At 70.3% G+C, this 20,502-nt stretch carries 19 protein-coding genes; 6 read left to right on the top strand and 13 right to left on the bottom strand.

The window, feature by feature from the left end; translation table 11 throughout:
- The 3 genes from QZ772_RS08260 to QZ772_RS08250 form a co-directional block, all read left to right on the top strand.
- Positions 1-333, top strand: a 333-nt coding sequence (locus QZ772_RS08260; protein WP_295524597.1) for a hypothetical protein, incomplete at its 5' end; no start/stop codon positions are given.
- Positions 330-1,115 (top strand): phosphatase PAP2 family protein, encoded by a 786-nt coding sequence (locus QZ772_RS08255; protein ID WP_295524596.1) that lies wholly within the window; start codon positions 330-332, stop codon positions 1,113-1,115. The genes QZ772_RS08260 and QZ772_RS08255, both read left to right, overlap by 4 nt.
- Positions 1,112-2,014 (top strand): 2OG-Fe(II) oxygenase, encoded by a 903-nt coding sequence (locus QZ772_RS08250; RefSeq protein WP_295524594.1) that lies wholly within the window; start codon positions 1,112-1,114, stop codon positions 2,012-2,014. The genes QZ772_RS08255 and QZ772_RS08250 overlap by 4 nt, the downstream gene beginning before the upstream one ends.
- 9 nt (positions 2,015-2,023) lie before the next feature.
- Here the strand turns inward: QZ772_RS08250 and QZ772_RS08245 are convergent, their stop codons facing one another.
- From QZ772_RS08245 to lplT, 3 genes are read right to left on the bottom strand one after another with little or no spacing between them, the layout of a single operon-like run.
- Positions 2,024-3,199 (bottom strand): nucleotide sugar dehydrogenase, encoded by a 1,176-nt coding sequence (locus QZ772_RS08245; RefSeq protein ID WP_295524592.1) that lies wholly within the window; start codon positions 3,197-3,199, stop codon positions 2,024-2,026.
- A gap of 22 nt (positions 3,200-3,221) precedes the next feature.
- Positions 3,222-4,358: a glycosyltransferase family 1 protein gene (locus QZ772_RS08240; RefSeq protein WP_295524591.1), complete on the bottom strand. Its 1,137-nt coding sequence runs from the start codon at positions 4,356-4,358 to the stop codon at positions 3,222-3,224.
- Entirely contained in the window at positions 4,355-5,599 is a 1,245-nt protein-coding gene (gene lplT / locus QZ772_RS08235; protein ID WP_295524589.1) for a lysophospholipid transporter LplT, read from the bottom strand. Before lplT ends, QZ772_RS08240 begins: the two co-directional genes overlap by 4 nt.
- 91 nt (positions 5,600-5,690) lie before the next feature.
- On the opposite strand from lplT, the gene QZ772_RS08230 reads away from it, so the two are divergent.
- Positions 5,691-6,221 carry a GNAT family N-acetyltransferase gene (locus QZ772_RS08230; RefSeq protein WP_295524588.1) on the top strand — a complete coding sequence of 177 codons (531 nt, stop codon included), beginning with the start codon at positions 5,691-5,693 and terminating at the stop codon, positions 6,219-6,221.
- Here QZ772_RS08230 and QZ772_RS08225 read toward each other — a convergent pair.
- The 8 genes from QZ772_RS08225 to QZ772_RS08190 all read right to left on the bottom strand — a co-directional run bounded on the left by QZ772_RS08225 (position 6,202) and on the right by QZ772_RS08190 (position 16,403).
- Positions 6,202-6,813: a DUF2878 domain-containing protein gene (locus QZ772_RS08225; RefSeq protein WP_295524586.1), complete on the bottom strand. Its 612-nt coding sequence runs from the start codon at positions 6,811-6,813 to the stop codon at positions 6,202-6,204. The genes QZ772_RS08230 and QZ772_RS08225 overlap by 20 nt on opposite strands.
- A gap of 276 nt (positions 6,814-7,089) precedes the next feature.
- Complete coding sequence (locus QZ772_RS08220) at positions 7,090-11,169, bottom strand: translocation/assembly module TamB domain-containing protein (protein WP_295524585.1); 4,080 nt, start codon at positions 11,167-11,169, stop codon at positions 7,090-7,092.
- Between the two features lie 7 nt (positions 11,170-11,176).
- Entirely contained in the window at positions 11,177-13,108 is a 1,932-nt protein-coding gene (locus QZ772_RS08215; protein ID WP_295524583.1) for a BamA/TamA family outer membrane protein, read from the bottom strand.
- 92 nt (positions 13,109-13,200) lie between these two features.
- Positions 13,201-14,388, bottom strand: coding sequence for a VWA domain-containing protein (locus tag QZ772_RS08210; RefSeq protein ID WP_295524581.1), 1,188 nt, complete (start codon positions 14,386-14,388; stop codon positions 13,201-13,203).
- A gap of 3 nt (positions 14,389-14,391) precedes the next feature.
- Positions 14,392-14,685: a type II toxin-antitoxin system RelE/ParE family toxin gene (locus QZ772_RS08205; RefSeq protein WP_295524579.1), complete on the bottom strand. Its 294-nt coding sequence runs from the start codon at positions 14,683-14,685 to the stop codon at positions 14,392-14,394.
- Between the two features lie 4 nt (positions 14,686-14,689).
- Positions 14,690-14,905, bottom strand: coding sequence for an addiction module protein (locus QZ772_RS08200; protein WP_294378157.1), 216 nt, complete (start codon positions 14,903-14,905; stop codon positions 14,690-14,692).
- 1 nt (position 14,906) lies between these two features.
- Positions 14,907-15,515, bottom strand: coding sequence for a GNAT family protein (locus QZ772_RS08195; protein ID WP_295524577.1), 609 nt, complete (start codon positions 15,513-15,515; stop codon positions 14,907-14,909).
- Between the two features lie 45 nt (positions 15,516-15,560).
- Positions 15,561-16,403 (bottom strand): MoxR family ATPase, encoded by an 843-nt coding sequence (locus tag QZ772_RS08190; RefSeq protein ID WP_295524575.1) that lies wholly within the window; start codon positions 16,401-16,403, stop codon positions 15,561-15,563.
- A gap of 142 nt (positions 16,404-16,545) precedes the next feature.
- On the opposite strand from QZ772_RS08190, the gene QZ772_RS08185 reads away from it, so the two are divergent.
- A complete protein-coding gene (locus QZ772_RS08185; RefSeq protein WP_017759644.1) occupies positions 16,546-17,229 on the top strand; it encodes a c-type cytochrome in 684 nt (227 codons plus the stop codon).
- A gap of 109 nt (positions 17,230-17,338) precedes the next feature.
- On the opposite strand, the gene QZ772_RS08180 is transcribed toward QZ772_RS08185, so the two are convergent.
- Together QZ772_RS08180 and QZ772_RS08175 are read right to left on the bottom strand one after the other, a co-directional pair.
- Positions 17,339-18,184 carry a class III extradiol dioxygenase family protein gene (locus QZ772_RS08180; protein ID WP_295524573.1) on the bottom strand — a complete coding sequence of 282 codons (846 nt, stop codon included), beginning with the start codon at positions 18,182-18,184 and terminating at the stop codon, positions 17,339-17,341.
- 20 nt (positions 18,185-18,204) lie between these two features.
- The gene (locus tag QZ772_RS08175; RefSeq protein ID WP_295524571.1) at positions 18,205-18,561 is read right to left on the bottom strand and encodes a protocatechuate 4,5-dioxygenase subunit alpha; all 357 of its coding nucleotides are present in this window, start codon (positions 18,559-18,561) and stop codon (positions 18,205-18,207) included.
- Positions 18,562-18,642: 81 nt separating this feature from the next.
- Here QZ772_RS08175 and QZ772_RS08170 point away from each other — a divergent pair, with 81 nt between their 5' ends.
- The gene (locus QZ772_RS08170; RefSeq protein ID WP_295524569.1) at positions 18,643-19,551 is read left to right on the top strand and encodes a LysR family transcriptional regulator; all 909 of its coding nucleotides are present in this window, start codon (positions 18,643-18,645) and stop codon (positions 19,549-19,551) included.
- Positions 19,552-20,502 lie beyond the last annotated feature (951 nt).

Genomic DNA, 20,502 nt, shown 5'->3' with positions numbered 1-20,502 from the left:
GGCCGGCAACTGCAGGCACCGGTGCGCGAGGCCGGCCAGCGGGCCGCCGCCGTGCTGGCGCAGACCGCGCCGCCCGCTGGCGCGACGCTGGTGCAGTGGGGCCTGCACCTGCCCAGCGTGGCCGTCTATGCCCGGCGCGAGGCGCCGCGGCGTCCGCCCCGGCCGGGCGACCTGGCGCTGGTGCGCGAGGACCAGATCGACAGCCTGGCCTCACAGCTTGCCGCCTTGCCGGCGGGCCGCCGACCGCCCGGTGCGGACGGCACGCTGCCCACCTGGCAGCCGCTGATGCGCATGGGCGGCCTGGTGCTGCTGCGATGGAACGGTGCGCCATGAGTACGCGTCAGGCCGCCTGGCTGGGCTGGCTGGCCGCCGTGCTGCTGTGCGGCCTGGTCTTTCGCACTTGGCCGGCGCTGGACCTGGCCGCGTCCGCGCCCTTCTACCTGCCGCAGATTCCCACCGGCTTCATCGGCAACCTGTACCACGGGGTGCTGGACCTCTGGCGACTGGTGCCGCAGGTCGGTCGCGTGCTCGGCGTGGTGGGCCTGCTGGTGCTGCTGGTGCCTGCGCGCCGCATTCCCTGCGGCGCGGCGCGGCGCTGGCGGGGCCGGCTGCTGGCCGCCGTGGCGTTGCTGCTGCTGGGCGTGTGCCTGGTCGTCAACCAGGGCCTCAAGGAGCATGTGGGTCGTCCCCGGCCGCAGCAGGTCAAGCCCTTCGGCGGGCCGACCGACTATGTGCCGGTGGGCAGCCTGTCGCACGCCTGTGAGCGCAACTGCTCTTTCGTCAGCGGCCATGCGGCCACCGGGTTCGTGATCGCGGGCTTCGGCCTGTGGGGCGTGCGTCGGGTGCGCCGACGCTGGTGGGCGGCCGGTGCGCTCCTGTGCCTGCTCGTGGGCGCGGCGCGCGTGGCCCAGGGCGGGCACTTTGCCAGCGACGTGGTCTTCAGCCTGCTGGTGATGACCGGCGTGGCGATGGCCATGCGTTCGGCCATGGTCCAGGTGCGCAGCCTGCGGCGGCGCTACGGGCGGCAGCGGGCGCTGCGGACGGGGACGGACCCACGGGACGGGCTCGCGTCAGGCTCCGGGATGGCGGGCCGGTCGATCATTGCGCAGCCATGAGCACCGTCCTTCGTTTACTGCCCGAGCTGGGCCACTGGATCACCCACAACCTCGATGCCGGCGCGCCGCCCGAAGGCCTCGTCGACGCGATAGCCGGTAAGGGCATGGCGGCGCATTCGGCGCAGGCCATCGTCGGGGCCTTCGTGGAGGCCCGCCGCCGCGGCGTCGCACCGCCGGCGGACGGCGTGGCGCTGCCGGATGACGAAGCGGCACGTCCCTTCATCCCCCGGCCGCGGCTGGCGCCGGGCCACCGCATCGCCGCGGCCGATCGTGAGGTGACGGTGCATGCACGCGGCCACGGTCCTGTGTGGGCCGCGCTGGGCCCGGTGCTGGACGCGGCCGAATGCCAGGCGCTCATCGACATGGCGCGCCCGCGGCTGCAACCGTCCACCCTGGTCGATCCGATGAGCGGCCGGGACGTGGTCAGCCAGCACCGCACCAGCTGGGGCATGTTCTTCCGCCTGGGCGAGAACGACCTGGTGGCGCGGCTCGACCGTCGCCTGTCGGCGCTGATGAACCTGCCGCTGGAGAACGGCGAGGGCCTCCAGGTGCTGCGCTATCCCGCCGGTGCGGGCAGCGAACCGCACCACGACTACCTGGCACCCACCAATGCCGCCAACCGCGAGTCCGTGGCGCGCAGCGGCCAGCGCGTGAGCACGCTGGTGACCTACCTCAACGACGTGCCGGCGGGCGGCCAGACCGTGTTTCCCCACCTGGGACTGGCCTTCTCGCCTGTCCAGGGTCATGCCTGCTACTTCGAGTACGGCGACGACCAGGGCGGCGTGGACCCGCGCTGCCTGCATGCCAGCAGCCCGGTAGAGCAGGGCGAGAAGTGGGTCGTCACCAAGTGGATGCGCGAGCGCCGCTTCGTGAGTGCGGGCGAAGCGCTGGGAGTCTGAGCGCTTGCGTCAGTCCCCACCGAAGAGGTCGCGGGTGTAGACGCGGTCCTGCACATCGTCCAGCTCGGGTGTCGCGCGATTGGCCACGATCAGCGCAGCCCCGCGCTTGAACCGCACCAGGTCGCGCACCACCGGCGAGCCGAAGAACTGGTCATCGGCCAGCGTGGGCTCGTACACGATCACCGGCACGCCCTTGGCCTTGATGCGCTTCATGATGCCCTGCACGCTGCTGGTGCGGAAGTTGTCCGAGCCCGCCTTCATGGTCAGCCGGTAGATGCCCACCGTGCGCGTGGCGCCGTCCATGCGGGCCAGGATGTCGCGCGCCAGGAAGTCCTTGCGCGTGGTGTTGGCGGTGACGATGGCCTGGATCAGGTTCTGCGGCACGTCGGCGTAGTTGGCCAGCAACTGCTGCGTGTCCTTGGGCAGGCAGTAGCCGCCGTAGCCGAAGCTGGGGTTGTTGTAGTGCAGGCCGATGCGCGGGTCGAGCCCCACGCCGGTGATGATCTGCCGCGGGTCCAGACCATGGCTCAGGGCATAGGTGTCCAGCTCGTTGAAGTAGGCCACGCGCATGGCCAGGTAGGTGTTGGCGAAGAGCTTGATGGCTTCGGCCTCGGTGCTGCCGGTGAGCAGCAGTGGCACCTCGTCGGCCAGCGCGCCCTCTCGCAGCAGCGCGGCCACGCGCCGGCCGCGCGGGCCGGTGTCGCCCACCACGATGCGGCTGGGATGCAGGCTGTCATGCAGGGCGCGGCCCTCGCGCAGGAACTCTGGCGCGAAGACGATGGCTTCGCTGCCCAGGCGGGCGCGCAGCGCCTGCGTGTGGCCCACGGGAACGGTCGAGCGGATGACCACCAGCGCATCGGGCGACCAGGCCAGCGCATCGGCCGTCACGGCGTCCACGCTGCGGGTGTCGAAGTGGTTGGCCACCGGGTCGTAGTCGGTGGGCGTGGCCACGATCACCAGCTCGGCACCGTCGTAGGCCAGGTTGCGGTCCAGCGTGGCCGTGAGGTCCAGTCCGCCCCCGGCCAGCTGCGCCTGCAGCTCGGCGTCGACGATGGGGCTCTGGCCGGCGCGCAGGGCCTCGACCTTGCGCGCATCGGTGTCCAGCACCACCACATGGTGATGACGCGCCAGCATCACGGCATTGGCCAGGCCGACGTAGCCGGCGCCGGCGACGGCGATCTTCATGGCGGTGGCTCCGCGGTGACGATCAGGCAGCAGCAGCGGCCACGGCGGTGGGCCCGCTGCCCTGCGCGGCCCCGCCGTTGCCTGCGCGATCATCATCGACGGCGACCGTGCCCTCGGCGGCGATGTGTTCGGCGGCGGCCAGCGCGGCGGACTTGTCGCCGCGCCGGGGCGCCAGCGCCTGCAGCATCTGCCGCGTGGCGGCCGGCCAGCTGTAGCGCTCGGCGAAGCGGCGCACGCCGTCGCGGGGCTTGTGCAGGGCGGCCAGGCAGGCGGCGCGCAGGTCCTGGTCGAGCACGCCGCCAGGCGAATCCGTGCCCACCACGTCGATGGGGCCGGGCACCGGGTAGGCAGCCACGGGCGTGCCGCAGGCCATCGACTCGGCCATCACCAGCCCGAAGGTGTCGGTGACGCTGGGAAAGACGGTCACGTCGGCCGTCCGGTAGAGGCTGGCCAGCGCCTCCACATCCAGCAGGCCCAGCCAGCGGGCCTCGGGGAAGCGGGCCTTCAGCCTGGCCAGCGCCGGGCCTTCGCCCGCCACCCATTTCTGGCCGGGCAGGTCGAGTTCGAGGAACCTGTGCACCTGCTTTTCCACCGCGATGCGGCCCACGTACAGGAAGACGGGCTCGGCGGGCCGCGCCATGCGCGGGCCCTCGGGATGCATGGCCGCCAGGTTGACGCCGCGCGACCACAGCCGCGCCTGCGTGAAGCCGCGCTGCTTCAGGTCGTCCACGATCGCCGGTGTGGGCGCCAGCGTGGCACGCGCCGCGTTGTGGAAGCGACGCAGCACCGCATAGCTCCAGGCCAGCGGCAGCCGCACGCGGGCATGCACGTATTCCGGAAAGCGGCTGTGGTAGGCCGTGGTGAAGGGCCAGCCGCGCGACAGGGCGATGCTGCGCGCGGCCCAGCCCAGCGGGCCTTCGGTGGCGATGTGCAGGCAGTCGGGGTCGATGGCGTCGATGCGGCGGGCCACACCGGCGCGCGAGGTCAGCGCCAGTGAGATCTCCGGATAGGTGGGGCAGGGCACCGAGCGGAAGTCCAGCGGCGACAGCACATGCACCTCCACGCCCAGGCGCTGCAGCTCGCGGCGCGTCATCTTGAGCGTGCGCACGACGCCGTTGACCTGGGGTTCCCAGGCATCCGAGACGATCAGCAGTTTCATGGCAGGTCCCTGGTGGAAGAGGTGGAGGGCAGAGAGGGCGCACAGGAAGCGCCTGCGCATCGAGCGGGTGTTGCGCTGCGCCGCGCATACAGGCCTGCGGCCAGCAGCGTGCCCAGCGCCACGCAGGCGCCCAGTGCGCCCGTGAGCAGGGCGATGGGCTGGTCCAGGCTCAGCAGGGCGGCGTAGACGCCCAGCATCAGCAGCACGCCCAGGTTCTCGTTGAAGTTCTGCACGGCGATGGATTCGCCCGGCCGCAGCAGCACATGGCCGCGGTGTTGCAGCAGCGCGTTCATCGGCACCACCAGCAGGCCGGCCAGGGCGCCGATCAGCGTGAGCAGGACGACGGCCACGGGCAGCGTGTCCACGCCCACCATCAGCGGCACGCTGGCGCCCATCAGCACGCCCAGCGGAAGCACGTGGGTGGCTTGGTGCAGACGAACGAGGCGCCCGGCCAGCGCCGCGCCCGCCACGATGCCCAGGGCCACCACCGCCTGCAGATAGGCCGCCTCATCGAGGCCGAGGTCCAGCGCGTCCTGCGCCCAGGCCAGCACCACCAGTTGTAGCGTGGCGCCCGCGCCCCAGAACAGCGTGGTGATGGCCAGCGACAGCCCGCCCTGCGGATCGCGCCATAGCGTCGCGTTAGCCGTGGCGAAGCGGCCCACCAGCGCGGCCGGTGCCCAGCCCATGCCGCTGCCGTGCGACACACCGCGGGGAATCAGCAAGTTGAGCAGGCCTGCCAGCGCGTAGGTGGCCAGTACCACTGCCAGGGCCGTGTCCACGCCCGGCATGCGCGCGCTGACGAGCAGGCCGCCGAAGCCGGTGCCCAGCACGATGGCGCAGACGGTGCTCACCTCGATCCAGCCATTGGCACGCACCAGCATCGCTGGCGGCACCTGCTCGGTGATCAGCCCGTACTTGGCCGGCGAATAGACCGCCGCGCCCAGGCCGGCCAGCGCGAATGCCACCAGCGGATGCAGACCCAGCAGCATTCCGCAGGCGGCGGCCGCCTTGAGCAGGTTGGCGGCCAGCATCACCAGCGCCTTGGGCCAGCGGTCGGCCAGCGCGCCCACCCAGGGCGCGAGCAGCACATAGGACAGCGTGAAGCAGAACTTGAGCATCGGCGCCATCCACACCGGCGCGCCCATCGCCATCAGCTGCGCGATGGCGATGACCAGCAGCGCGTTGTCGGCCAGGCCCGAAAAGAACTGCGTGGCCAGCAGCCAGCACATGCCGCGGCTCACGCGTGGTTCCGGCTTGGGTTGTGCATGGCCGGCATTGGAGGGCGCGAACGTGTCGCTCCGGTGACGGTGGCGCGCTGTCTATGCTCGGGGCATGTCCGATGCTTCTGCTTCGCCTTCTTCGTCACAGGCCGTCCACTGGCGGCCGATGCAGCGCCAGGACCTGCCCGCCGTGCTGCAGATCGCGGCCGAGGTCCATCCCGACTATCCGGAGGGCGAGGCCGTCTTCGCCGAGCGCCTGGTCCTCTTCGCCGGCGGCTGCCTGTGCCTCGCCACGCGAGACGGTGTGCTCGCCGGCTATGTGCTGAGCCATCCCTGGCAGGCCGATGCGCCGCCCGCGCTGGACACGCTGCTGCAGCGCCTGCCGGTGCCCGCACCGGCCTACTACCTGCACGACATGGCGCTGCTCCCCACCGCCCGCGGCCTGGGGGCGGCCGGGCGCGCCATGCCGCTATTGGCCGCGCAGGCCGTGGCGGCCGGCTGCCGCGAGATGGCGCTGGTGGCCGTCAACGGCTCGGCCGGCTTCTGGGCGCGTCAGGGCTTTGCAGTGCGCGAAGTGCCGGCGCTGTCCCCGAAGCTGGCCAGCTACGACGCGCAGGCCCGCTTCATGGTTCGGCCGCTTTAGCTGGGCCCGCGGCGCCGTCATGGCGCTGTCCCAGCCAGCACAGCAGCGGCAGCATGAGCGCCCATTCGACGGCCAGCCAGCCCAGCGCCAGCGGCGCATCGACAAACTGCGCGCCGCCCAGCCGCACGCCCGACGAGAAGGCCAGCGGCCCGGCGACGGCGCCCAGCAGTGCGGCCAGCACGGGCCGTCCATGCAGCCAGCGCAGCGTGAGGTTGATCGAGGTCGCGAAGGCCGCCCACAGTCCGCTCAGCCAGAAGGGCGGCAGCGCCGCCGTCCACTGGCCGCTGGGATAGGCCACGGCGCCCAGCAGCACCGGTCCGGCATCGGCCAGCGTGCCCAGCAGCACGGCATACAGCACCAGCCGCGCCTCCGGCTGCGCGCGCCGGACCGTGCGAAGGTGCCAGGCCAACCCCGCCACCAACGGCAGGCAGCCCAGCACCGGCCAGCCGTGCGCCGCGCCCAGCACGGCGGCGAACCAGGCGATCTGCGTCCAGGCGAAGTTGGCCCACAACAGCCGGCGCGGCGGCAGCGGGGCGACGGCACGCCCCAGGGCGTCGGGGCTCGAAGAAGAAGAGGGCGCTTTGGCAGCCATGGCGCTTCTACGAAGCGCAGGGAGCGTTGGATGTGCCCATGGAGCAAACGTGCCCGCAAAACACCAGGCTCAAAGATCAACTGCCGCGGAGCAGGCCGTGCCAGGGCACGCGCGAAACTGGCTCTGCCGGGCCGCTGGGTGCGCCCCCCTCCAAGCCGAAGGCGCTAGAGAGGGGCTGAGGGCCGCGGCTCCAAGCCTGCCAGTGCAGGCTTGGACGTGCCCGAAGAGCAGCCGCCTCTGGCGGCCGCCCCAAGCCGCGAAGCGGCATGGGGGGTGCTAGTCGTATTGCACCGTGTAGATCAGGTCGATCCCGCTTTGGATCCCCGCTTGCCCCCGCAGCGTGAGGTTGCGCGTGAGGTCGTAGAAGAAGTAGATCGTGCCCAGCGTGCCCGCCAGGCTGCGTTCGTAGGTGACGTAGAAGTCGTCCGAGAGCCGCTTGCCCAGCGTGATGGCCGAGCCGGCCACGTCGCCGTTGCCGCCGCCCTTGAAGCCGATCTCGTCCAGGCCGAAGCGGCTGGCCAGGCTGCCGCCTTCGCCGCCCGCGCCCAGGCGGCCCAGCAGCGCCAGCGCCGCCTGCTGCATCAGCTGTGCCTCGCCGCCGCTGGCGGCCGAGGCCCGGCCCAGCACCACCCACGACAGCACCTCGGCATCCGACAGCGGCGGATCGGAGTACAGCTTGACCCGCGGGGCCTGCGCCGAACCGGTGATCTGCACGCCAGCGCGCTGGCTGATGTTGGGCCGCAGGGCCAGGATGTCCAGCTGCGGGTTGTCCACGGGACCGTTGAAGCGGACGATGCCGCTTTCCACGTCCAGCGCCTGGCCATAGGCACGGTACTGGCCTTGCACGGTGCGGATTTCGCCCGTCACACGCGGCGGCGCCGTGGTGCTGGTGGCGCGGATGTCCAGCTTGCCTTCCAGCCGGGTGGTGATGCCGCGGCCCTGCACCGCGAAGTCGCGGCCCAGGTCGAAGCTCACCTGGATGTCCGGCGGCCTGGCCGTGGTCGGCTGCTGCGGCGACACCTCGGCCGCCTCGGCCTTTTTGCGCTCCTGCGCGTCGCGGGCGGCGGAATGCAGAACCACGTCGCTGCCCAGGCCGGGCGCGCTCTCATCGGGCAGGATGATCACGGCGCGGTCGGCCGTGAGGTCGCCGCGCAGGCGGATCTGGCCATCCTGCAGGCCGGCCTGCAGCTGGCCCGACAGCGTGAGCTGACGGTCGGAGCGCACCAGCGCGCGCAGGCTGCGGATCTCGCCACGCATCGACATCGACAGCCCCGAGCGGCCGGCGCTGGCGGGCCCCCAGCCCAGCTCGCCACTCATCGTCAGGCTGCCGCCGTCCTGCGCGGCCTGGCTGGAGGCGGTGCTCAGGTTGCCGCTGCGGCCGGGAATGCGCACCCGGCTGCCGGGGCCGCCCTGCAGGCGGAATTCATCGATCACCACCCGGTTGCCCGCGAGCGTGGCGCGCAGGCGGCCGTCGCGCAGGTCCAGGCCCTCGACCGCGGCCTTCAGCGCCAGTTGGTCGGCGCGGACGGTGCCGTTCCAACGCGGGTCGTTGCGCTGGCCACCCAGCGTGGCGTCGGCCTCCAGCGTGCCGGCGATGCGCCAGCCCGGGGGCGCGAGCATGGACCACACGCCCAGCTGCGGCAGGCTGGCCTGCAGGCGGCCGGCCAACGGCGCGTCGGTTGGCCACTGCCAGCCTTCGCCCTGGCGCTGCAGGCGGGTAGAGGCATTGGCCTGGATGCGGCCGGCACGCTGGCTGTCCCAGTCCAGGCTGGCGCGCACGGTGTCGCCTTCGGCATCCAGCCGCAGCTCGGCCTGGCGAAGGCCCGCGGGCGTGGAGGGTGCGGTGTCGCTGGAGTCGGTCTTGACCTCGCCGGGTGCGCCGGTGCCGTGGCTTTCGAGCTTGCGCACCAGCGCGGCTTCGCCCGCCTGCACCCGCAGGTCGCCGCTGGCGCGGCCCAGGCGCACGCGGGCGCGCAGCTGGTCGAGCGCGGCGATGTCCCAGTCGCCGTCGAAGACCAGGTCGCCGCTGATGCCCAGCTCGCGCAGGCTGGTGTCGCCGCCGAAGGCGCGGCTCCACGTCATGGGCAGGCCCTGCAGCCGGCCCTTGGTCTGCAGTTGCACGCCGTTATTGCCTGAGCTGAGGCGGATCGGTTCCCACGACAGCCGCACGGTGCCGGGCACCGGGCCGCGCACGGTGGCGCTGCCGGCGGTGGTCTCCACCTGCAGGCGGTCGCCGGACTGGCGCACGCGGGTCTCGAAGCCCTGGCCGAATTCCAGCACCCAGGGCGTGTCGCCGCGGCCGCCGTCGTCCACATCGGCGCGCAGGCGGGCCAGCGCCAGGCGCCATTGGCCGGCGGCTTCGAGGCCACCGTTCGCGGTGGTGTCGAGCCGTGCCCGGCGTTCGCCCTGGCGCACCTCGCCCGACAGCGCGAGGTTGGCGCGGGCCAGGCTGCCGTCGACCGTGGCGGCGAAGGTCGTCAGCTGTATGGGGGCAGGTCGCGTGCCGTCCGCGCCCGGACCGGGCTTGAGCAGCAATTGCGGCGTGCTCAGCCTGGCGTTGACCGTGGGTTCAGCGCTCCCGCGGGGCAGCGGCGCCGTCGGCTTGGCGAGCCGTTCCTGGAAGCTGCGCCACCCACCGCTCCAGCGGGCATCCAGCCGCGCAGCGCCTTCGGCACCCATCGCCTTGTTGATGTTGGCCAGGCCGGGCAGCTTCTGCAGCCAGGCTTGCAGTCGGGCGGCATCCTGCAGCTGCACCTCGGCTTGGCCGGTGCCGCGGGTCGGCGCCATGTCGGCCTGCAGCCTTGCGTTGACGCCGGGCAGCACCAGGCGCAGATCGCCGCTGCCGGCCTGCTCGGCGACACGGGCGCGCACCTGCCCCTCGATGCTGGCGCCCTCGGCCTCCACACGCAGGGTCGGCAGCTCGGCCAGCTGCGTGCGCAGGTTGTACTGGCCCTTGGCCAACAGACGTTCCAGGCCGAAGCCCTGGAGGCCCTGGGCACTGGCACGACCGCCCTGGGCGCGCAGGTCGGTGTCGAAGCGCAGCACATCGCCTTCCTGCCGCGCGGTCACCGGGCCGCTGATGGCACCGCCTTCGAGCGCGGTGTGCAGTTCGCCAGGCCGCACGCCGTCGATGCGGGCCTGCACCTGCCAGGGGGCCGGCGCGGGTTTCCAGCTGCCCTGGGCGTCGATACGGCCATGGCCCGCCTCGACATGGGCTTCGTCCACCGTCCATGTGCCGTCCGCCGGACCGGCGTAGCCGATGCGGGCGCGCAGGCGCTCCACCGGCAGGCGCTGTTTGTCCCAGGGCCCGGGCATGGCATTGCGAAGGTCGGCGCGCAGTCGCCAGGCCTGCTCGCCGGTCTGGGCGTCGGGCTGCACGGCGACCTCGCCGCTCAGGCGGGTCAAGGGCCCGGCCTTCCAGAAGGTGGCGACATTGACGTCGCGCAGCGCGGCCAGGGCGTCGATGACGGGCTGCGGCGCCCAGGGCGCGAGATGCGCATCGACCTTGGCATACAGCGCGCCGGCCTTGTCGTCGGCCTGCTCGGCGCGGGCCTCGGCCTGCACGACCAGCCGTGCTTCGGCGCCCGCCAGGTTGCCCTTGGCCGTGGCAGTGGCTTGCACGGGGATCGTTCGGCCATCGCCCAGCGGGGCCTGCAGGCGGCCCTGGAGCGCGGCATTCAGCGCCATGGGTCCATCGCCCTGCAACTGCACCTGGCCGCTGTAGTGGCCGCCTTCGATGTCCACGCCCTCCAGGTCGAGCCGGTGCTCGGCCTTCTCATAGCGGTAGCGGCCGGCCAGCTGCTGGGCCACCAGCGGCGGCGGGCCGGCCCAGCGGACCTCGCCGATGCGGAAGGGCACGTCCACTTCCACCGGCAGCACCAGTCGTTCGAGCGGCTGGTGCGGCTTCTTGGGCGCATCTGCGGGGGCAGGTTTGGCCTCGATGAGCACCTGTGTGGCGCGAACCTCGCCCAGCTGCACCCGGCGGTCGAACAGCGGGCGCAGCTGCCATCCGATCTCGGCCTGATGCACCTCGACCGTGAGATCGGGCGTGCGGTAGCGCAGCAGGCCGATGCGGCCGCCCTTGCGCAGCGAGCCGGTCACCGCCTGCGTCTCCAGCGTCTGGCCGGCGGGCAGGTAACGGGCGGCGCGGGCGAGCACGGTGGCCAGCGAGCTGTCGCTGCCGGCCCACCACCAGGCGCCGCCCAGCAGCACCAGCACGAGGGCGAGCAGGCCGACAACGGTCCAGGCCAGGCCGCGCAGCACGCGGCGCGTGCGGGAACGGGCGCGGGGCTTCGACGCGCCCGGCGTGAGCGTCGGACGCTCCTGCGTCGGGGAGGGCGGCGTGTCGGTGCTCACGATGTCGTCAGAAGCTGAATCCCAGGCGCAGGTGCAGCCGGAACTTGCGCGTCTCCACGCCATAGCCCAGATCGGCCTGCACCGGCCCCACGGGGCTGCGCCAGCGGGCGCCCACGCCCACGCCCACCTGCGGCTTGTTGAGCTGGCTCACCTGGTCGGCCACGCTGCCGGCATCGACGAAGACCACGCTCTCCCACGCCGAGACCTTGTTGTTGAAGACCAGCGGCTTCTGCCATTCGGCGCTGAGCACGGCAAGGTAGCGGCCGGCCACGGTGGCGCCGCTGGCATTGGTGGTGCCGATGGAGCGGTAGGCATAGCCGCGCACGCTGGTGTCGCCGCCGGTCAGGAAGAGCAGGGTGGACGGGATCTGCGCATCGTCCTTGGCCGTCACGGCGCCGACCTGTGCCCGCAGCGCCAGGCGCGACTGGCGCGCCAGACCGGGGGCGTCGCCCTCGGACACGCTGCCCAGCGGCAGGATGTAGAGCGAGCGCACGTCGGCGCGCGTGAAGGGGCGCTGCGCGCCGCTCAGGGTGTAGCCGGCCCCCAGTTCCAGCCCCAGGCCCCAGCCGCGACGCGGCGCGCCGGCGTCGTCGAAGTAGCGGCCGGTCCACGACCAGTTGGCGCTCAATGCCGAGGCCGAGGGTGGCGCACCCAGGCCGCGGTTGAGGGCGTAGTCGTACTGCAGGTAGTAGGCGCGGTCGATCTTCGGGTCGGACTTGCTGCGGCCGAAGCGGGCTCGGCCGCTGTCGACCTCGTAGTCGCCCGACAGGTCCTGCTTGAGTTCGCCCGAAGTGATCCAGCGCCAGCCGTCGTCGCCCGGGATTGCGCTCCATTCGCTGTTGAGCGAGCGGGTGTCGCGGTCCACCGAGAGCTTGGTCACCGCACGCCAGCCCAGCAGCGGCATCTGGTTGTGGATGTGGTCGGCCGACAGCCGCGGCCCGGAGTCGGAGGTGAAGCCCGCCCCCAGCACGATCTTCTGGAGCTTGGCCTCGCGCACCTGGGCGATCACGGTGGCGGCCTGCGGGTCGGCGTCGGTGTCCAGCGTGAGGAAGACCGAGTCGTAGTAGCCGCTGCTGGCCATGCGGGCCTGGGCATCGAGCAGTTCCTGCTGGTCGTAGGGCTGGCCGGAGGGCACGCGTGCAATGCGCCGCGCGCCGTCCACGCTGTAGCGCTCGGCGCCGCGCACTTCCAGGGGGCCGAAGCGGTAGGCGGGGCCCGACTGGTAGGTGACCGACAGCCGTGCGGTGCCGGCATCGGCGTCGATGTCGGCGCGGCTCAGGGAGATGCTGCCGGTGGGAAAGCGCTGGGCCACCAGTTTGCGCAGGCCGGTGTTCTTGGCGCCGTCCCAGGTCGACTGGGTGAAATCCTGGCCGGGCGACAAGGTCCAGCCGTCGCGGATGGCCTTGCGCTGCGCCGCGGTCTTCTCGTCGGTGGCGGTGGCGATGGGGCCGGCGAAGTCCACCTGGGCTGCCGTCACCTTGGTGCGCGGGCCCGGGTCGACCTGGATGCGGACTTCGTAGGGCACGGCGGCGTCGGCCGGCAGGTCCACCAGTTCCATCTTGAGCGTGGGCGTGAAATAGCCCAGCGTGCCCAGCAGCTCGCGCGCATTGGCGTCGGCGGCCACCATCAGGCGGGAGATTTCGGCCAGCTGCAGGTCGTCCAGGCGGCGGTAGCGCTGCAGCTCCAGATGCTGCTCCAGCAGTTCGCGGGCTTCGTCCGGGCCTTCGACGCGCACGTTGAAGCCGTGCCGCCCGCCCGCGGCGTCTGTGCCGTTGCTCGTGAGGGCTGACGGCGCGTCGTCGGCGCCCGCCTTGGCGTCCTTGTGGCGGCCGGGCAGCAGGCTGCAGCCCTGCAGCAGCAGGGCCCCGAGAAGCAGCAGCACAAAAAGAAACGCCGGCGTGCGTGCCGGCGTCGGTCGACGGGAATCCACCCTGGGCATGGGGCGCCATTCTGGCATCGGGCCCCGGGCCGGCTTGTCGGAATGCCGCCCGTCCTGCGGGGGCTTGCCGATGCGGGGTCGGCGGCCTTGTGCTACTTCGACAGCAGCCGCATCGCGTCTTCCAGCCCCTTGAGCGTCAGCGGGAACATGCGCTGCGACATCAGCTGCTGGATCACCGAGATGCTCTGGCGGTACTGCCACACGCCCTGCGGCTCGGGGTTGATCCAGGCGAACTTGGGGAAGGCGTGCGTCAGGCGCTGCAGCCACTCGGCGCCGGGCTCTTCGTTGTTGTATTCCACGCTGCCGCCGGGCTGCAGGATCTCGTAGGGGCTCATGGTGGCGTCGCCCACGAACACCAGCTTGTAGTCCTTGTTGTACTTGCGGATGATGTCCCAGGTCGCGAACTTCTCGCTGAAGCGGCGGCGGTTGTTCTTCCACATGAAGTCGTAGACGCAGTTGTGGAAGTAATAGAACTCCAGGTGCTTGAACTCGGTCTTGACGGCCGAGAAGAGTTCTTCCACCCGGGCGACGTGCTCGTCCATGGTGCCGCCCACATCCATCAGCAGCAGCACCTTGACGTTGTTGTGGCGCTCGGGCCGCATCTTGATGTCGAGGTAACCCGCATTGGCGGCGGTGCGGCTGATGGTCTGGTCCAGGTCCAGCTCGTCCTCGTGGCCCTCGCGCGCGAAGCGGCGCAGCCGGCGCAGCGCCATCTTGATGTTGCGCGTGCCCAGTTCCTGGGTGTCGTCGTAGTCCTTGTAGGCGCGCTGCTCCCACACCTTGACGGCGCTCTTGTTCTTGCCGACGCCGCCGATGCGGATGCCCTGGGGGTTGTAGCCCCCGTTGCCGAAGGGCGAGGTGCCGCCGGTGCCGATCCACTTGTTGCCGCCCTCGTGGCGCTCTTTCTGCTCCTCCAGGCGCTTCTTGAGCGTCTCCATCAGCTCGTCCCAGCCCATCTTCTCGATGGCGGCCTTCTGCTCGGGCGTGAGCTCGTTCTCCAGCACCTGGCGCAGCCAGTCGAGCGGCACCTCCTTGGTGAAGTCGGTGAGCATCTCCACGCCCTTGAAATAGGCGGCGAAGGCACGGTCGAACTTGTCGTAGTGCTTCTCGTCCTTCACCAGCGCGGTGCGGCTGAGGTAGTAGAAGTCGTCCATGCCGAAGGCATCGTCCGAGTTCGGGCCCACCACGTCGGCCTGCAGAGCCTCCAGCAGCGTGAGGTATTCCTTGACCGACACGGGCAGCTTGGCCGCGCGCAGGGTGTAGAAGAAGTCGATCAGCATGGGTCAGGCTCCTGGCCAGCGCTCGGGACTCTGGCGGAAATGGACGCACGCCAGCACATGGACATGCTGGCCTTCGATCCGATAGTGCATGGCGTAGGGAAAGCGGCGCAGCTTGGCGCTGCGATAGGCGCCAGGCCCGTGGCGGAAACGCTGCGGATCGCGCGAAAGCAATTCCACCAAAGCGGCGACGCTGCGCAGGAGTTCGGCGCCAAGGCCCGTTTGCTTCGTTTCGTACCACTCGAAGGCCATGCGCAGGTCATGTTGCGCAGGCTTCTCGAGATGCACTTCGAACTGCATCGATTCAGAGCCGGACGCCCAGTGATGCGGCGAGTTCGGCGGGCGTGCATGCGGTGCCGGGATTTGCCTGAACCCACGCCCAGCGACGGTCGAGCTCTGCCTTGAGTTCTTCGCTCAGCGGCGGCATGAGGTCCTGGTCGATGCTGTCCCACAGATCCTCGACGAGTTGCAGCTTCTCGTGCACACCGAGTTGGGCGATTTCTTTCGGGAGTGCGCTCATGTCAGCCTCCTGAGTCAGGGCGGGGTTTGTCCAGCAGATGCAGCAGTTGCGCCTTCACCTCCGGCCACTCGCCGGCGCGCAGGCTGTACATCACGGTGTCGCGGATGGTGCCGTCGCGGCGCAGGGCATGGCCGCGGATCACGCCGTCCTTCTTCGCGCCCAGGCGCTCGATGGCGCGCTGGCTCGCGAAGTTGAAGTTGTCGGTACGCCAGCCCACCACATGGCACTGCAGCGTCTCGAAGGCATGGCGCAGCAGCAGGAACTTGCAGGTGGTGTTGACGTGCGTGCGCTGAACCCGTTGCGCGTACCACGTGTAGCCGATCTCCACCCGCCGGATGGCGGGCACGATGTCGTGGTAGCTGGTGGTGCCCAGCACCGTGCCGCTGGCCTCGTCGAGCACGGCGAAGGCCAGGCGGCTGCCGTCCTCGCGCATCTTCAGCGCCTGGGCGATGTAGGTGGCGGTGTTCTCGGGCTCGGGCACCGAGGTCACGCGGATGTTCCACAGCGCGCCGTCGGCGGCGGCGGCCGCAAGCCCTGCCTCGTGCTCGGACGCGAGCGGCACCAGGCGCACGCCGCGTTCGCTCAGTTCAACGGGTTCGACGAAGGCCATGGCAACTCGGCGCGATCAGGAGGGGCGTGGACGTGCGGCGACGGCTCAGCGGTTGTTGCGCTGCATGAAGACCAGCTTCTCGAACAGGGTCACGTCCTGTTCGTTCTTGAGCAGCGCGCCCACCAGCGGGGGCACGGCCACCTTCTCGTCCTTGCTCTGCAAGGCCTGCAGCGGAATGTCCTCGGCCACCAGCAGCTTGAGCCAGTCCAGCAGCTCCGACGTCGACGGCTTCTTCTTGAGGCCGGGCAGGCCGCGCACGTCGTAGAAGGTCTTCATCGCCGCGGCCAGCAGTTCCTGCTTGAGGTCGGGGAAATGCACCTCGACGATGCGGCGCATCGTTTCGGCGTCGGGGAACTTGATGTAGTGGAAGAAACAGCGGCGCAGGAAGGCGTCGGGCAACTCCTTCTCGTTGTTGGAGGTGATGAACACCACCGGCCGGTGCTTGGCCTTGACCAGCTCGCGCGTCTCGTAGCAGTAGAACTCCATCCGGTCCAGCTCGCGCAGCAGGTCGTTGGGGAATTCGATGTCGGCCTTGTCGATCTCATCGATCAGCAGGGCCACCGGTTCGTCGGCGGTGAAGGCCTGCCACAGCACGCCCTTGACGATGTAGTTGTGGATGTCCTTGACCCGCTCGTCGCCCAGCTGCGAATCGCGCAGGCGGCTGACGGCGTCGTACTCGTACAGGCCCTGCTGCGCCTTGGTGGTGGACTTGATGTGCCACTGCAGCAGCGGCAGGCCCAGCGCGCTGGCGACTTCCTCGGCCAGCATGGTCTTGCCGGTGCCCGGCTCGCCCTTGACCAGCAGCGGGCGCTTGAGGGTGATGGAGGCATTGACCGCCAGCATCAGGTCCTGCGTGGCGACGTAGTTGTCGGAACCCTTGAATTTCATGGATGGCTTGCAGTGGGAAGAGCGGGGAGGGAGGGGCGCCCGATGCATCGGCGATCAGGGCTTTCCAGCGGGTGGGAGGAAGGGTCGGCTTCCTATAATCGCCCGCCGATCCCCCAAGTCCTCACGAGATTTTGCGCGCAAAATGAACAAGCTGTTGACCACGATGTTTGCCCTCGCTGTCGCTTGCGTGACCAGCGTGGCCTCCGCGCAGAAGGTGACGGGCAATGCCGACAACGGCGCGAAGAAGGTGGCCATGTGCGTGGGCTGCCACGGCATCGTGGGCTACCAGGCCAGCTTCCCCGAAGTGCACAAGGTGCCCAAGATCGCGGGCCAGAGCGCCGGCTACATCACGGCGGCGCTGACGGCTTACAAGGGGGGCGACCGCAAGCACCCCACCATGCGGGCCATTGCCGACACCCTCACCGAGCAGGACATCGCCGACCTGGCCGCCTACTACTCGGCCCTCGGCATGAACGACGGTGCCGCCCCGCCGGCCACTGCCAAGGCGCCCAGCGACAAGGTCCAGGCCCTGATCGCCCGCAACGCCGACAACAGCTGCACCAAGTGCCACGGCGCCAACTTCAACACCCCCAACGACGCTACGGTGCCCAAGCTCGCCGGCCAGTACGGCGACTACCTCTTCGTGGCACTCAAGGCCTACAAGACCAGCCACCCGATGGTCGGCCGCTCCAATGCGGTGATGAGCACCCAGGTCAAGCCCTACAGCAACGCCGAGCTCAAGCAGCTGGCCCAGTACATCGCCTCGTTGCCGGGCGAGCTCAAGACGGTGCCGGAATCCGAGCTGCACCGCACGGCCAGCAAGTAATCCAGTTAGCGGGCTCGGCCAACCAAAAAGGCCTGCGAGGCGACTGCCCGCAGGCCTTCGTTCATGGGACTGCTGCTTTGTGGCGGCCCCGGTGACGGGGCCGCGCGCTTCAGGCCGTCTCCAGCGCCAGCAGCGCCGTCGCGGTGTTCGAGATCGGCAGGTGGTAATTGGCGTGCACCTTGCGCACCGACGGGCCCGCCGCCGTCAGCGCCGCGCGCATCGCCAGCCACATGAGCAGTTCCACGCCCTGGGTGCCGGCCTTCTCGACGATCTCGTGCACCGAGAACTGCGTGGCCCATTCCGGGTTGGTGAGCAGGCTGTCCATGAACTGCAGGTCGAAGCGCTTGTTGATGTGGCCGGCGCGCGTGCCGTCGAGCTGGTGCGACAGCCCGCCCGAGGCGACGAAGAGCACGCGCCGGTCCTCGCCCCAGGCCGCCACGGCCTCGCCGACGGCCTTGCCCAGCGCATAGACGCGGCTGGCCTTGGGCAGCGGGAACTGCACCGTGTTGATGCACACCGGCACGAGGGTTACCGGCCAGTCGCCGCTGGGCCACAGCAGCTTGAGCGGCAGGGTGCAGGCATGGTCAACCAGCATCTCCTGGCAGCTGACGATGTCGAACTCGCGCTCGATGAGCGTGTTGATCAGCTGCCACGACAGCGCCGGCTCGCCCCCCACCGGCGGCTGCGCCGGAATGCCCCAGCCCTCGTCGGCCGAGGCGTACTGCGACGCCGCGCCGACGGCGAAGGTGGGCATCTTGTCGAGGAAGAAGTTGAGGCCATGGTCGTTGTAGAACAGGACCACCACGTCGGGCCGGGCCGTCGCCAGCCAGTCGTGCACGGGCGGATAGCCGTCGAAGAAGGGCTTCCAGTAGGGCTCGGCCTGCAGGCCCTTGTGGATCGCGTTGCCGATGGCGGGAATGTGCGAGGTGCCGACGCCGCCGATGATCTTGGCCATGGCTTTTCTCCTCTGTGGCTTTACTGGAAGTTGGCCGCGACGAGCCGGGCCTTGAATTCGTCCTTGGAGAGGCCCGTCTGCTGGGCGCCGATGTCCTGCATGTCCAGCTTGAAGATGTCCGCGAACTTGGCCAGGTAGTAGGCATTGCCGCCCGCAGCAATGAGCTGCAGCACGTTGCGCGCGCGGATGGCCGCGGCCTGCTCGGCATTGAGGCCGTAGCGGCGCATGTAGCCCTCCTCGTCGGCCAGGAAGGCCTGGCGATTGGCTTCTTCGTTGAAGGAGAAGCACATCTTGTTGAGCGCATAGCCCTTGCGGGCCTGATCGCCGTCGAACAGGGTGGTGCCCTCGATGGGCGTGGCTGGTGTGGGGGTGGTCATGCGGTCTCCTCGTCGATCCCGTGGTGAAGGAAGGCCACCAGTATTCGCGGGCCGTTGTCAAAGATAAACCGATGGATCATCATGCATTGCATGAGCGATCTCGATTGGTCGGATCTGGACGCACGGCTGCTGCGCCTGCTGGTGGCGGTGGTGGAGACGGGCTCCATCACAGGTGCTGCACAGCGCCTGGGTGTCACGCAGTCGGCGGTGAGCCATCTGCTGGACAAGCTGCGCGCCATCACGGGTGACCCGTTGTTCGTCAAGTCGGGCCGCGGCATCGTGCCGACGGCCCATGCGCAGGCCCTGGCGCCGCAGGCGCGCGAGCTGCTGGCGCAATTGCAGGCCTTTGCGCGGCATGCCCACTTCGATCCCGCGGCCTGGCGCGGCGTGCTCACCATCGCCGCCAACGATTTCCAGCGCGAGGTGTTGCTGGTGCCCCTGGCCGCGCGGCTGCGCGCGCAGGCGCCGGGGCTGGTGCTGCGCGTGCTGCCCTCGGACGTGCCCACGGCCGAGATGCTGCGCAGCGGCCAGTGCCAGCTGGTGGTCAGTCCCCGCCCGCCCGAGGGCAGCGACATCGTGCAGAAGCGTCTGTTCGAGGACCGATGGCGCGTCTTCTACGACCCGGCCGTGCGCGAGGCGCCGGCCACGCGCCGAGAGTGGCTGGCCGCGGACCATGCGACGGTGGTCTACCCGCCGCAGCGGCGCATGGCGCTGGACGAGGCGCTGGCGGCGCGCGGCATCGAGCGGCATTTCGTGGTGACGGTGCCGGGCTTCGCCGGCCTGCCGGCTTTCCTGCGGGGCACGCCGATGCTGGCGACGGTGCCTGGGTTGTTAGGCGAAGGCCTGATGCGCGAATTTGCCAGCGTGGCGGTGCCGGTCGCTTGTCCGCCGCTGCCGATGTACATGGTGTGGCATCTGCGGCACCAGCAGGATGCGGCCCATCGGTGGTTGCGCGAGCAGCTGGCGGCGGTGGTGCCGGCGCGGCGCTGAGTCTTGCGTGGGGCGGCCATGTGCCTGCGTCAGGGTTGCGCAGGTTGCGCTGGTCACATCGGTCGGACGGATCATGTGGATGACGCGGGTCGCAAGGGTCACAAGGGTGGCATGAGTGGCGAGGACGGCACGAGTCGCACCAGTCGTCGGAACGTTAACCCGGCGGAGGACGTCGGCATGCGCGCTCCCGGTGCACGCTCGCGCTGACCGGCTTGTCTCACTACACGGGTGCTCGCTCTCCACCGACGTGCCTGCCGCACTGCACGGCGCCGCGAATGGCACCTCCGCACGCACACCGCCATCCTCCGCCTCGACGCTGCACCTGAACTGCCGGGTTCAGCCGTCCAGGTCTTGACTCCGTTCGCCCTGAGCCTGTCGAAGGGCAGAGCGGCGCGCGGCGCAAAGGCGGGCCGTCCTCACCCGACTCGGCTCCACCTTGATGGGCGAGGCTTCGACAGGCTCAGCCCGAACGGTCTGGGGTTGACTGGCCCGCATTGCCACATTGCCACATTGCCACATTGCCACATTGCCGCATTGCCGCATTGCCGCATGACTCCATGACTCCATGACTCCATGACTCCATGATTCGAGGGCTCGAGGGCTCGAGGGCTCGAGGGCTCGAGGGTTCGAGGGCTTCACGGCCCCGCGACCTGAAAAGGGTAGGACTCGCGCGCGGCGTCGAGGTGGAGGATGGCGGTGTGCGTGCGGAGGTGCCATTCGCGGCGCCGTGCAGTGCGGCAGGCACGTCGGTGGAGAGCGAGCACCCGTGTAGTGAGGCAAGCAGGTCGGCGCGAGCGCGCACCGGGAGCGCGCATGCCGACGTCCTCTGCCGGGTTACCGTTCCGACGCCTGGTGCGTCTGGTGCGCCTGGTGCGCCTGGTGCGCCTGGTGCGACCGAAGCACCGAAGCACCGAAGCACCGAAGCACCGAAGCATCGAAGCATCGAAGCAC

Origin of the sequence: uncultured Pseudacidovorax sp., assembly GCF_913773995.1 — a bacterium.
Lineage (GTDB): Bacteria > Pseudomonadota > Gammaproteobacteria > Burkholderiales > Burkholderiaceae_C > Xenophilus.
The sequence above is the reverse complement of the archived record's forward strand: the minus strand, read 5'-3'. Positions and strand labels throughout refer to the sequence as shown.

Excerpts from the sequence above, each read along its gene's own strand:
- QZ772_RS08185 (WP_017759644.1), top strand. The coding sequence starts at position 16,546 with ATGAACAAGCTGTTGACCACGATGTTTGCCCTCGCTGTCGCTTGCGTG.
- QZ772_RS08250 (WP_295524594.1), top strand. The coding sequence starts at position 1,112 with ATGAGCACCGTCCTTCGTTTACTGCCCGAGCTGGGCCACTGGATCACC.
- QZ772_RS08215 (WP_295524583.1), bottom strand. The coding sequence starts at position 13,108 with ATGCCCAGGGTGGATTCCCGTCGACCGACGCCGGCACGCACGCCGGCG.
- QZ772_RS08210 (WP_295524581.1), bottom strand. The coding sequence starts at position 14,388 with ATGCTGATCGACTTCTTCTACACCCTGCGCGCGGCCAAGCTGCCCGTG.
- QZ772_RS08205 (WP_295524579.1), bottom strand. The coding sequence starts at position 14,685 with ATGCAGTTCGAAGTGCATCTCGAGAAGCCTGCGCAACATGACCTGCGC.
- QZ772_RS08190 (WP_295524575.1), bottom strand. The coding sequence starts at position 16,403 with ATGAAATTCAAGGGTTCCGACAACTACGTCGCCACGCAGGACCTGATG.
- QZ772_RS08175 (WP_295524571.1), bottom strand. The coding sequence starts at position 18,561 with ATGACCACCCCCACACCAGCCACGCCCATCGAGGGCACCACCCTGTTC.
- QZ772_RS08245 (WP_295524592.1), bottom strand. The coding sequence starts at position 3,199 with ATGAAGATCGCCGTCGCCGGCGCCGGCTACGTCGGCCTGGCCAATGCC.
- QZ772_RS08240 (WP_295524591.1), bottom strand. The coding sequence starts at position 4,358 with ATGAAACTGCTGATCGTCTCGGATGCCTGGGAACCCCAGGTCAACGGC.
- QZ772_RS08200 (WP_294378157.1), bottom strand. The coding sequence starts at position 14,905 with ATGAGCGCACTCCCGAAAGAAATCGCCCAACTCGGTGTGCACGAGAAG.
- QZ772_RS08170 (WP_295524569.1), top strand. The coding sequence starts at position 18,643 with ATGCATTGCATGAGCGATCTCGATTGGTCGGATCTGGACGCACGGCTG.
- QZ772_RS08195 (WP_295524577.1), bottom strand. The coding sequence starts at position 15,515 with ATGGCCTTCGTCGAACCCGTTGAACTGAGCGAACGCGGCGTGCGCCTG.
- QZ772_RS08255 (WP_295524596.1), top strand. The coding sequence starts at position 330 with ATGAGTACGCGTCAGGCCGCCTGGCTGGGCTGGCTGGCCGCCGTGCTG.
- QZ772_RS08230 (WP_295524588.1), top strand. The coding sequence starts at position 5,691 with ATGTCCGATGCTTCTGCTTCGCCTTCTTCGTCACAGGCCGTCCACTGG.
- QZ772_RS08180 (WP_295524573.1), bottom strand. The coding sequence starts at position 18,184 with ATGGCCAAGATCATCGGCGGCGTCGGCACCTCGCACATTCCCGCCATC.
- QZ772_RS08225 (WP_295524586.1), bottom strand. The coding sequence starts at position 6,813 with ATGGCTGCCAAAGCGCCCTCTTCTTCTTCGAGCCCCGACGCCCTGGGG.